The sequence below is a fragment of the Streptomyces sp. NPDC057743 genome (genome assembly GCF_042798755.1).
GTDB lineage: Bacteria > Actinomycetota > Actinomycetes > Streptomycetales > Streptomycetaceae > Streptomyces.
Window position 1 is genome coordinate 26,081 of the sequence record NZ_JBHVJX010000035.1, and the last position, 11,744, is coordinate 37,824.

Consider the following 11,744-nt stretch of genomic DNA (forward strand, 5'->3'; position numbering starts at 1 on the left):
GCCAGGTAGCATGGTCGACACGGCGGACGAGCCGGCCGGGCGGCCGCGTGGGGATCACCGATCCCCCCGAGGAACGTCCGGGCTCCACACGGCAGGGTGGTGGGTAACGCCCACCCGGGGTGACCCGCGGGACAGTGCCACAGAAAGCAAACCGCCTGGCCTCACGGCCAGGTAAGGGTGAAACGGTGGTGTAAGAGACCACCAGTGCCCAGGGTGACCTGGGCAGCTAGGTAAACCCCACCCGGAGCAAGGTCAAGAGGGGCCATCGCTTGATGGCCCTGCGCGGACGATCGAGGGCTGCCCGCCCGAGTCCGCGGGTAGACCGCACGAGACTGCCGGCAACGGCAGTCCTAGATGGATGGCCGCCTCCCGGCCGACCGCAAGGTCGCCCGGAGACAGAACCCGGCGTACAGGCCGACTCGTCCGTCTTTTCTTCTTGCCGGTGAAAGCGGGCTTCTCCCTTCTTCCCTCGCTTCGGACGGTAGTGCGTCCGCGGCGTTCCGTTACGGTTCGTTTTCGCGGAAAGGTGAAGGCGGGGCGTCATGGCCCTATCGCGGGGAGTCGACCCGGGGGAGGTCGTCTCGGCGGCGTTATGTGCCGGGCAATCGGGGAAGTTCGCGGGGGAGTTGGGCGATTTCCGGAGCGCTTCTTGACTGCGCCGTGGCCGTGGCCGTCGAGATGGTTGTGTGTGGGTCGGGCGCTTGTTCCTGGGTGGCGTTCAACTCGCGGGAGAAACTCGACCGTTGATGCCCCGGGAAGCGGTTCCGTCGATATGGGGGCGAGGGGTTGAGCCGGCGGCCGGAATGTCGTTACGTCGCGAGGGCGTATCCCAAGATGCTCATGAGGGCTATCGAAGCGGCCGGGGCGATGAGGCAGTGCTTGGGGTACTCGTACTTCTCCCGTTTCACGCCTCGGCGCCATTCCGCCTGGTACTTGCGGACGATTCCCCTGGAGGGGAGGAGGCCGATCAGGATTCCGATCCAGGCGAAGGAGTAGATGACCAGCATCTGTTGTGGGGTCCAGTGCTGGTGCTGGAGGCCGCCCACCACGATCATGCCGAGGCAACACAGCGGGGAGAGCACGAGAAAGGTCACCGTCAACTTGCGCAGCTTCAGCCACGATTCCACGTAGAGGCACAAGGCGAGAGTGGCGACGGCCGCCATGAGCACGAGGTAGGGGAGGGGGAGGTGCGCGAGCATGCTGGTCCTTTCCGGAGTGCACAGGGGCCGGCGACTTATGCGCCGGCCCCTGTGGCACTTTTGCAGCCTATCCCTACGGTTGCCGCGTATTTCTCAGTGGATCCCTACGGCGGGCTCGGCGCAGCGGACCCGGCGCAATGGGTCCGCGCGGCGGGGCTCCTCGGTGTCCTTTGGGGTTCGGTCGGTGCGGTCACAGGCCCAGCAGGCCGGTGATCGGTGAAATGAGGTCGTGGCCGATCTGGGTGATCTTCGTGGCCACAGGGGACACCACCTTCTGCACGCCCTCGATCTTTCCGAGCTGGCCGATCCACTTGGACTGACCGAAGGTGATCAGGCCCAGTGCGGCGCTGCCGAGCGATTCCTTGAATTCGCTGCTCGATATTCCGTAGCCGATGCCGTTGAACACAACATTCATCCCGGTGAACGCGAGGGAGAGGTTCCCCGAGACGGCCGCGGCTCCTTCCAGGAATCCGGCGGCGGGCAGGAAGCCGAACGCGCCGGCCACCAGACCAGCGCCGGCGAAGGCGGCGGCGCCGAACCCGGTGGCGATGCTGGCGATGTTGGTGGCGTTCGCCATCCACCGGGAGCCCGCCTTCCACCAGGGAAGGCCGTCCTTGACCTTGTCGTTCTCGGGCTTGTCCGCCGGGTTCTGCCCGGATTCCTTGGCCTTCTTGGCCTCCGCGGCCGCCTTCTTGGCCGCCGCCTCGATCTCCTCCTTCCGCTTGGCCTCGGTGATCCGGTGCGCCTCGGACGCGGCCGCCGCCGCCGTCTTGGCGTCCTTGCCCGCCTGGAGGGCGGAGGCGCGGGCGGAAGTGGCCGAGACCTGCGCGGAGTTGGCGGAGGCGACCGCACGACGGGCGGCGTCCACGGCGCGGTTGGCGGAGTAGTTCGCCGAACGTGCGGCGCCGCGGGCGGTGCTGGCCGCCCGCTTCGCCCTGTCGGCCGACGCCTGGGCGTTCTTGGCCGACTGCTCGGCGGCGTTCGCGTTCGCGTTCGCCTGCGTCGCGTAGTCGTCGGCCTGCTTGGCCGAGTTCTTCGCCTTGTCCGCCCACTCCAGTGCCTTCGCGGCGTCGTCGCGGGCGTGGGCCGCCGCCTCCTGCGCGCGGGCGGCGTCTTCCTGCGCCTTCTGCGCGATCTTGCCGGCGGCGGCGATGGCGCCCTGTACGGCGGCGATGTGGGCGGCGGAGTCGTGGTCGAGCTGCGCGGTCCGGTACTGGGTCGAGGCGACCAGCTTGCGGCGCATCCACGCCGGGCCCTCCAACGCGGCCTCGGCGTGGGCCTTGGTGTAGGGACCGGCCTTGGCCATGAGGGTGGAGACGGCGACCGCGTCGTCCTCCTGCTGGGCCGTCGCGAACGTGTCGTTGAGGAAGTCGTAGAGCGCCTTGGCGGTTCCGGCGTCCAGGGCGGCGGCGGCTGCCTTCTTCACCGCCTTGCCGGGGTTGTCGGCGAGGATCCGGCCGACCGTGACCCGGTTGTCGTCCGCCGCGGCCTCGATGATGCCGGTGGTCAGGAACGTTGCCGCGGCGTCCGGGGCGTCGCTCTCCAGCGCCTTGGTCGCGGCGGCGGCGACGTCCGGGCTGGAGATCTGGGCGAGGTAGAGGACCGTCTCACGGTCGTCCTGCCGCTGTGCGATCTGCCGGTCGGTGTCGAGCCAGGCGTGGATGTCGGCGTCCGTGCCGCACAGGGCGAACCGCGCCGCCTCCCGCGACCAGCCGCCGTGCGAGTCCATCAACGCGACGGCCGCCTTCCGCCCGAGGTCGGCGGCGCGGTCCGCGTCGCCGGCCTTCAGAGCGGACTCGGCCTGCGAGATGAGGTCCTTGGTGGCCTGCTCGGTCTGCTGCGCCAGCGTGCGCTTGTTCGCGAGCTCGGCCCGCTCCCGCTCCTCGATCTGGGCGAGCAGGCGGACCTCCTCGGTGGCCTGCTGCAGGTCCTCGTCCAGGCGCTGCCACTCGGCCTCCCGCGCCTTCTTCTCCACCTCGACCGCCTGGTTCACGGCCTCGGTGGCGTTGTTCGCGGCCTCGGTGGCCGCGTCGGCGAACTCGGTGGACTTGTTCGCGTACTCGACGGCCTGGCCCGCGTACTTGGCGGCCCACTCGGCCGCCTCCGCCGCCTTCTCCGCGTGGTCGGCCGCCCTGTTGGCGGCGTTCCGCGCGGTGCGGGCGGCCGCGGCGGCGGTGTTCGCCAACGCCTGTGCCGTGCCTGCCGCGTTGGTGGCGATCCGGGCGTTACTGCTGGCGATCCGCGCCTGCCGCTTGGCCTCGGCGGCCTGCGACTGGGCCGCGCCTGCGGCGGAGGCGGCCGTGGCGGAGGCGTTCGCGGCGGCGGAGGCGTTGCGGGCCGCCGAGGCGGCGGCCGAACCGGCGTTCGCGGCCTGGGACGAGGCGGTGGCGGCGTAGTCGGCGGCCTTCGCCGCGCTCCGGGCCTTGGCCGCGCCGTTACGGGCGATGACCGCGGCGTCCTTGGCGGCGGCGGCGTTCGAGGCGTCCTTGGACGCGGCGATCGCGGCGCGGTACGCCCTGGCGGCGGCGGAGCCGGCGGTGGCGGCTGCCTGGCTCGCGGCGGTGGCGGCGTACGCGGCGCGCCGGGACGCCTGGACGGCGGCGTCGGAGGCGCGGATCGCGACCCGGGCCGAGTCGGCCGCACCTTGGGCGGCCCCGGCTGCCTTGCGGGCGGCCTGGCCGGACTTCCGCACGTCGTCCTGGGCCGCCTTGGCCTCGGCCGCGGCTTCCAACGCGGCCTTCTTGGCCTTCTCGGCGGCCCCCTTGGCGCGCTCGGCGGCCTCCTCGGCCAGCTTCGTCTTGGCGTCGGCGTTCTTCCCCTCGCGCTCGACGACGGCGACGAGTTCCTCGATCTTCGCCGATTCCTGGTCGCGGGCGCGGGCGATGTGCTGGCCGCTGTCGAGGAACCACTCGATGTCGACCACGGTGCCGTCCAGGGCGCGGGAGGCGTACTTCTTCACCTCCGGCCCCGCCTGCACCATCAGCTTGGACACCTCGAAGCGCATGTCCTCCAGGCGCGCGGTGAACTGACCGTCGGTGAGGTACTCCTCCAACGCCTCCCGGGTGCCGGCGTCCAGGGCCCCGCTGCCCTCGCGGCGCACGGCCTTGGCGCCCGTGGCCATCACCGTCGAGGTGGCCACCCGGAGGTCTTCCATGATGCCGGACTTGAAGCCGCCCTTGAGGTACGCGGCGATGGCCGCATCACCCTCGTCGAGCGCGTCGGACGCCTCGCGCCGGGTGCCCTTGCCGCCCCCGGCGAGGGAGGTGCCGATGGCGACGCGGTTGTCCTCCGCCGTGGCCTTGGGGAGTTCGGCGGTCAGGAAATTCCGGACGTCGGCTTCGGAGCCGACCAGCGCCGCCTCCGCGGCGGCGCGCGCGGCCTTACCACCCAGCAGCCACGCCTTGACGACCTTCGCCCGGTCGGTGTCGGGCAAGTTGAAGGGGTCACCCTCGTCGTCGGACGACGGTGTGTCAGCCCGGGCGGCCAGGGGGTTCAGAACGAGGCTTGAGGCGGCGACGGCCGCGGTGGTGGCCGCCACGGCGCCGAGAACGCGTCGCCTGCTCCAAAAGGTGGTGTCCAAAACGGTCCTTCGGAATCGGTGCCTGGTGGTGGCGCACCCGTGCCGGCATCCCCCCAGACAGAGTTTCGTGCTGGTTTGCCGTCACGCCCCCGGATCAATGCGCAGGGTCAGCAGGTGACATGACAGGTGCGCCTGGTGACCATATGGGAGTAAAGGGCGCGTTGACTACTGATAGATCCAAGTAAAGGGATGAGAAAGAACACAAAGCCCCTTCGCTTAACTTGATTAGCAAATGTCCCTTTTATGAGTCGAAGTCACGCGGGGCTCCGTGCTTGAATTTTGCCTCTCCGTGCCCAAACGGCCCTTTAGTGGGCCAAAGTTCCGTTTGCCCCACCGGGCGGGGCCGGCACGGCACGGCTCAACTCGCCTTTTCGCAGAGGGACCTTGTATGAAGCTCGCACGGCGGATCATCGCCACCGGTGCGGCCGTGGCAGCGTGCGCTGCCGCGGTCGTCGCCACCACCACGTCCTCCCACGCCAGCGACCCCGGCCCGTCGGTGTCGGTGGCCGACGGTCAATTCGACTCCGCCGTCGAGGACTTCACCTACCCGGGCGCCGACAAGATCGAGAAGGAGAAGGGGATCACCCTCAAGCGCGGCGACGGCCACATCGTCCTCGCCGACTGCTCCTCCGGCACCGGGCTGATGGAGGTGTGGTCGCGGAAGAACGAGAAGATCTGCTTCCGCACCACCGGCGCCTCCGGCTACCTCGCCCTGGAGATCCCCTCGGTCCACATCATCAAGGGCTCCTCCGACCACTCCGCCGACGTCACCCTCGCCACGCCCAAGGCGAAGCCGCAGGAGGTCGAGGTCTCCAAGGGGCAGTGGACGCCGGTCGGCGAGTCCGTCGACCCCGAGGGGCGCGAGTACGTCCTGGTCGAGATCCGCACGAACAAGTAGCCCCGACCGCGCGATGCGGGTGCGACCCCCGGTGCGGGACAACTCCCGTGCGCCGCACCGCTCTTGCCCGTAAGCCCGCCGCAGTCCCGTAGCCGGGGCGGGCGGAGCGCAAACCCGGTCGTCCCGCTCGTCGGACGTCAGGCGCACCACCGCTTCCCACGAGAAACACAGAAAGCAGCAGAAGTGTCAGAGATTCGTCCGCGCGCGGCGCGGATAGCAGGGCTCGCCGCGACAGCCGTTGCGGCGGGTGTCTTCACCGCCGCCCCGGCGAACGCCGTTGTCGGCGACGACGCCAAGGAAGGCACGTACGCGTACACCGCCCAGCTCACCGTCGGTGACTTCGCGCGGGGTTGTTCCGGTGTGCTGGTCGATCCGCAGTGGGTGCTCACCGACAGCAACTGCTTCGTGGACAAGCCCGGCGCCCCGGTCGCGGCCGGCAAGCCCCGGCTCAAGGCCACCGTGACCGTGGGCCGCACCGACCTGGGCACCTCCAAGGGCACCGTCAGCGCGGTCAGCGAACTGGTCCCGCACCCCAGCCGCGGTGTCGTCCTGGCGCGCCTGGAACAGCCCGCCACGGGCGTCGCTCCGCTGCCCGTCGCCGACTCCACCGTGCAGACCGGGGACACCGTGCGGGCCGCGGGCTACGGCCGGACCAAGGACGAGTGGGTCCCGCAGCGCCTGCACACCGCCGCCTTCACCACGAAGAAGGTCGACGACGGTGCGGTGACCCTGTCGGCCAAGAGCGAGGCGGGCGGCATCTGCAAGGGCGACGCCGGCGGGCCGATCGTCCGCGAGCGCGGCGGCCGGGCGGAACTGGTCGCGCTGAGCGGCGCGTCCAACGGCGCGGGCTGCTTCGGCTCGGAGGTCACGGGGCCCGCGCAAGCCACCGCGACCCGCACCGACGGGCTGGGCAGCTGGGTGAACCGCGCCCGACTGACCGACCGCGCAGGCCAGTTGACCGAGACCGTCGCCGGCGGCGCCGACTTCAACGGAGACGGCCGGGACGACGTCGTCGTCCGGTTCAAGGACGGCACGCTGCACGTCCTCTACGGCGGAGCGGACGGCAAGCTGGAATACGGCCGCGCGCTGTGGCACGACGACAGCTGGAAGCGGGCCAAGCAGATCGCCGCCGGTGACTTCAACGGCGACGGCAAGGGCGACATCGCCGCCGTCTGGCAGGACGGCACCCTGCGCCTCTACTTGGGCGACAACCGCGGGGAACTGGCCGAGGACTACAAGAAGATGTGGCCCGACGACTCCGTCGCCAACATGCGCATCGCCCGCTACAAGGTCGACGACTCGGGCCGCGACGGACTGCTCATGGCGTGGGGCTCCGGCTACCTGCATGCCTACCCCACCAACGCCGACGGCACGCTGAGCGGCAAGCACTGGGCGATGTGGAACAACGACTCCTGGAAGACCATCCCCCAGTTCACCACCGGTGACTTCAACGGGGACGGCAAGGACGACGTCGTCGCCATCTGGGGCAACGGCGAGTTCCGCTGGTACCCGGGCAACGGCAATGGAACCCTCGATGCCTCCCGAGCCATGTGGCACGACACCTCGTGGGGCACGTCGCTGAAGATCACCGGTGGCGATGTCGACGGCGACGGCAAGTCGGATGTCATCCGGGTCTCCGGCGGCGGCGAGTTCCAGTTCTACAAGGGTGACGGCAAGGGGAAGCTGGACTTCGGCAGCCCGATGGTGCCGACGCTCGGCTGACGGGGTAACGCGGTAACGCGCGGCCCGGCCCGGGGCCAACGCCCAGGGCGTGGGCCGCCGTTGCCCTCCCCGGCGCAGCCGTCGTCCCACCCGCCCCCCTCACACCCCCCGCGCCGGATCGCGCCGCCCCCGCGTGTCCGGGTGCGCAGCTCATCGTTCTCATCACACAAGCACATCTCCATTCACGAGGAGCCTTGATGCGACGAGTTCTGACGGCAGTGGGCATGGCCGCGGCCGCGATGACGCTGGGATCGGCTGCCGGGGCCCACGCCGCCGACGTACCGAAGCTGCCCGACGCGGGCGGGCTGACCAACGTGGACCCCGGCGGGCTGGGTGGCACGGCGGGCGGCGCCGCGCAGCAGGCGACGGGGGTCGCGGGCGGGGTCGAGCACAAGGCCGTGGACCACGTGATGCCCGCGGAGGCCGGCGCCCTGGGCGACGCCGCGGCGAAGGTGACGCCGCGGGCGGCGCAGACGCTGGGGGCGACCGCCGAGGCCGGCGGCGAGCTCCTGGGCCGGACGGCGCAGGCGGCGACGGCCGACGGCGGGCTCCTCGGCGGCCTGCCGACCGGCGCGGCGGGCGGAAAGGGCGGCGCCCTGCCGGGGAAGGCCCTGTCGGGGAAGTCGGTGACGGACACGCTCAGCGGCAAGACGCTGACGGGCGCACTGCCGAAGCAGGGGCTGTCGACCACCGGCCAGTCTCCGGCCCGGGGCCTGCCCGGCCTGGGCTGACCGTGTCGGGTCGCCGGCCCCGTTCCGCCCCGCCTGCTCAGGGGCCGGAACGGGGCCGTTGCCGTGCGCGCGGCGGCGGTGGCGACCGTCGCGGGGCGCGCGGCGGCCGCGGGGTCAAGGCCCGCTGCCCCGGCCGCCCCGGGCCGCCGGCGAGGGGTACTGCCCGGCGGCACGGGCGCCGGCGGGCAGTACCCTCGTGCTTTCCCGGGCAGTCACATGAGGGGGCGCCGCGGTGCTGAAGCACTACTACCGACTGGTGTATTGGAAGAGACGGATCGCGCGGGCATGGGGCCACAACCGTCGACCAGGGGCGATGCCCGGCACGGGCCCGGGTGCGGGGACCCGGGCCGGATACCGCGGGAACGGGCGGCGCTTGGCGCGGCTGCGCCAACGACTGGTGCGGGCGCGGCCGTTGCTGCTCTTCGCGGTGCTGGTACTGATCGTGGTGGTGGCTTCGGCGCTGCTGGGCTGGCGCGACGACACCTTCGGGGCCGGGCGCCACGAGGGGGGCGGGGGGACGATGACGGTGCGGCCGCCGATCGCCCAGCCGTCCGCCGGAGAGGCGCCCGGGGGAGGCCACTCTGCCACCGGCCCGTCCGCCACACGGCCGTCCGGCGGCGGGGCGGGACCCCGGGTGGTCACGGTGTCGGTGTCCTGCGAGCCGCGGGGCGGGCGCGGGTGCGGAGCCGGGGGCGGGGCAACGCCCGACAACGCCCGCTAAAGCCCGGGCCGTTGGGCCCCCGCGCACCCCGCCGGTGGCCGAGGACGCCTACCGCCGCACCGCGGACGGGCCCGGGGAAGTGGCCCCCGTGGGAATCCGGGCCGCGGTTCCGCTGACGTGGGAACGCGGGTCGCCGGGGCGCAGGTCGACCGTCAACAGGCCCGGGCGCCCCAGGTCGTGCCCCTGGTGGAGGGTGAGCGTCGCCGGGGCGGTGACCAGGCCCAGGGCCCGGGTGTAGGCGCCGAACGCGGCGGCCGCGGCGCCCGTCGCCGGGTCCTCCACCACGCCGCCCACCGGGAACGGGTCGCGGACGTGGAAGACCGTCTCGGCCTCCCGCCACACCAACTGGAGCGTCGTCAGGTCCAGTCGACGCATCAGGGCGGCCAGCCGGTCGAAGTCGTAGGCGAGCGCGGCCAGTCGCCCGCGGGTGGCCGCGCCGAGGACCAGATGGCGCGCTCCGGCGTAGGCGATCCGGGGCGGCAGCGCCGGGTCCAAGTCGGCGGCCGGCCAGTCCAACGCGGCCAGCGCCTCGGTGACATCCGCCGGCGCGACCGGCTCGACGCGCGGCTCGACGCTGGTCAGGGTGGCGCGTAGGGCGCCGTCCTGCCGGGCGACGGTGACCGGGACCGGACCCGCCTGGGTGGCGAAGACCAGATCGCCCGGGCCGATCCGCTCGGCCAGCGCCACCGCGGCGGCGACCGTGGCATGGCCGCAGAACGCCACCTCGGCGAGCGGGCTGAAGTACCGGATGGTGAACGCCCGGCCGGGCTCGCCCAGCCCCTCGGGCGGCGCGGTCAGGAACGCCGTCTCCGAATAACCCAGTTCGGCGGCGATGCCCAGTCGCGCCGCGTCGTCCAGCCCGCTGGCGTCCAGGACGACGCCGGCCGGATTACCGCCCGCGGGATCGGCCGAGAACGCGGTGTAGCGCAGGACCTCGGGGGTGTGGGCGGGCGCCCCGGCAGTGATGTCGAGTGTCATGGCCGTGCGAACCACCCACCGCCGCCCGGCTATTCCCAAACGGCCCGTAGTGCTCCGGCCCGCCGCTCAACCCCGCCCGATATACGGCATGGTGGTCGCCATCACCGTCGCGAACTGCACATTGGCCTCCAAGGGGAGCGCCGCCATGTGCGCCACCGTACGGGCCACGTCGGCGGCGTCCATCACCGGTTCGACCTCGGTGCGGCCGCTGGCCTGGAGGGTCCCGGTCCGCATCCGGCCGGTCATCTCGGTGGCCGCGTTGCCGATGTCGATCTGACCGCAGGCGATCCGGTACGGACGGCCGTCCAACGACAGCGACTTGGTCAGCCCGGTCATCGCGTGCTTGGTGGCGGTGTACGCGATCGAGTGCGGCCGCGGCACGTGGGCGGAGATCGAGCCGTTGTTGATGATCCGGCCGCCCTGCGGGTCCTGCTCCTTCATCGCCCTGAACGCGGCCCGGGCGCACAGGAACGCGCCGTTGAGGTTGACGTCGACCACCGCCCGCCAGTCCTCGTAGGAGAGCTCCTCCAACGGGACGGGCGGGCCGAAGGCGCCCGCGTTGTTGAAGAGCAGGTCCACCCGGCCGAAGCGGTCGCGGGCCGCGGCGAAGAGGGCGTCGACCTGGTCGGGGCGGGTGACGTCGGTCGGGACGGGCAGCACCGCGGGGCTCTCGATGCCCGCGTAACCCACCTGACGGGCGGTCTCCTCCAGGGCCTCGACGCGCCGGCCGGCCAGCACCACCGCCCAGTGGTCGGCGGCCAGCGCCACCGCCACCGCCCGCCCGATGCCCGAACCGGCCCCGGTGACCACGGCCACCCTCCGCCCCGCCGCACCGCCCTCCCGGACCTTCTGAGGGGCCGGCGCCGTCACCGGGGTGCGCCCCGGCGAGGAGGGCGCCGGAAGCGAGGGCGGGGGCGCGGTTGCGGTCCCACCCACGTGACCGGCTCGCGCCGATGGCTCCGCGCCTGCTTGTCGCTCTGTGCCATGTGCCATGCCGCCCATCGTTGCACGGGGGCCTGCGGCCGGCTGCTTCCCACGTACTTGGCTGTCCCGCCGCGCGGGGTGCTGTTGTTTGCGCCTTGCGGCGCGGGCTTGTTGTTCGCCTTTCCGCTGCGCGGGGCGGGGTGTAGTTGTCTTGTCCGCTGCGCGGGGCTGTCGGGGTGCGGTGACGGGTCTCCGGGGGCGGCATGCCAGACTGCTTCGCTTTACGTCTGGCCTACCGCCCCCTCCGACCCGTCCCCTCCCGTGAGTGGGTGGAAAACCAGGTGAGTTGGGGCTGATCCTTGTGGTCCCCTGACGGCCGTGGCCCGGTGTGGCTGGGGCCGCCTGTCTTCTGACGGTCGCCACGCAGACTCACGCGTCGTCCTCGTCCGCTGACGGTCACCACTCAACCGTGCGGCCCGAGTTGGCCCACCGGGCGGACGTGGAAATCACCGTTTTCACCCACCCCCCACGGGAGGGGACGGGCCGGAGGGGTGGGGGTGCCAGACGTAAAGCGAAGCAGTCTGGCACCCCCACCCCGGAGGACCGTCACCGCACCCCAAAAGCCCCGCGCAGCGGCACCGCCCCGCGCAGCGGCACCGCCCCGCGCAGCGGCACCGCCCCGCGCAGCGGCACCGCCCCGCGCAGCGGCACCGCCCCGCGCAGCGGATCGGCCCGCGCCGCAGGCGCAAAGAACAGCAACCCGCACGGCGGGAGAGCCAACAACGTGGGCTGAGGCCCGTGCAACTATGGGCGACACCACCAACCCATGGAGACGCTCATGACGGAGCCCGGCGCTCCCGCCGCCGAGACACAGGACGTTGCCCGCGAACGGCCGGACATAGGGGGGCGGGGGGGGGGCCCCCCCCCGGCGCCCCCCCCCCCGCCCCCCCCGGGGGGGGCGCGCGGGCCCGGCGGGGGGCCCCCCCGGCCC

9 protein-coding genes and 1 other RNA gene are annotated in these 11,744 nt (G+C 72.4%); 5 read left to right on the forward strand and 5 right to left on the reverse strand.

The genetic code is table 11. The annotated features are described in order from the left end of the window. The first annotated feature begins 27 nt into the window (after positions 1–27). Positions 28–426, forward strand: an RNA gene (rnpB, locus tag ACFVFQ_RS30695) — RNase P RNA component class A. 383 nt (positions 427–809) lie between these two features. On the opposite strand, the gene ACFVFQ_RS30700 is transcribed toward rnpB, so the two are convergent. Together ACFVFQ_RS30700 and ACFVFQ_RS30705 are read right to left on the reverse strand one after the other, a co-directional pair. Continuing rightward, positions 810–1,199: a hypothetical protein gene (locus ACFVFQ_RS30700; protein WP_383422288.1), complete on the reverse strand. Its 390-nt coding sequence runs from the start codon at positions 1,197–1,199 to the stop codon at positions 810–812. 190 nt (positions 1,200–1,389) lie between these two features. Beyond that, complete coding sequence (locus ACFVFQ_RS30705) at positions 1,390–4,779, reverse strand: ALF repeat-containing protein (RefSeq protein ID WP_383422290.1); 3,390 nt, start codon at positions 4,777–4,779, stop codon at positions 1,390–1,392. Between the two features lie 388 nt (positions 4,780–5,167). Between ACFVFQ_RS30705 and ACFVFQ_RS30710 the strand changes: the two genes are divergently transcribed. From ACFVFQ_RS30710 to ACFVFQ_RS30725, 4 genes are all read left to right on the forward strand, one after another. After that, positions 5,168–5,677: a hypothetical protein gene (locus ACFVFQ_RS30710; RefSeq protein WP_383422292.1), complete on the forward strand. Its 510-nt coding sequence runs from the start codon at positions 5,168–5,170 to the stop codon at positions 5,675–5,677. Between the two features lie 183 nt (positions 5,678–5,860). Next, on the forward strand, positions 5,861–7,399 hold the full coding sequence (locus tag ACFVFQ_RS30715) for an FG-GAP-like repeat-containing protein (RefSeq protein WP_383422294.1): 1,539 nt from the start codon (positions 5,861–5,863) through the stop codon (positions 7,397–7,399). 197 nt (positions 7,400–7,596) lie between these two features. Further along, on the forward strand, positions 7,597–8,130 hold the full coding sequence (locus tag ACFVFQ_RS30720) for a hypothetical protein (RefSeq protein WP_383422296.1): 534 nt from the start codon (positions 7,597–7,599) through the stop codon (positions 8,128–8,130). Between the two features lie 232 nt (positions 8,131–8,362). Then, entirely contained in the window at positions 8,363–8,851 is a 489-nt protein-coding gene (locus ACFVFQ_RS30725) for a hypothetical protein (protein WP_383422298.1), read from the forward strand. Between the two features lie 48 nt (positions 8,852–8,899). On the opposite strand, the gene ACFVFQ_RS30730 is transcribed toward ACFVFQ_RS30725, so the two are convergent. The 3 genes from ACFVFQ_RS30730 to ACFVFQ_RS30740 all read right to left on the reverse strand — a co-directional run bounded on the left by ACFVFQ_RS30730 (position 8,900) and on the right by ACFVFQ_RS30740 (position 11,533). Next, entirely contained in the window at positions 8,900–9,829 is a 930-nt protein-coding gene (locus ACFVFQ_RS30730) for a PhzF family phenazine biosynthesis protein (protein WP_383422300.1), read from the reverse strand. Positions 9,830–9,895: 66 nt separating this feature from the next. After that, entirely contained in the window at positions 9,896–10,639 is a 744-nt protein-coding gene (locus ACFVFQ_RS30735) for an SDR family oxidoreductase (RefSeq protein WP_383422302.1), read from the reverse strand. A gap of 720 nt (positions 10,640–11,359) precedes the next feature. Continuing rightward, complete coding sequence (locus tag ACFVFQ_RS30740) at positions 11,360–11,533, reverse strand: hypothetical protein (protein WP_383422304.1); 174 nt, start codon at positions 11,531–11,533, stop codon at positions 11,360–11,362. Positions 11,534–11,744 lie beyond the last annotated feature (211 nt).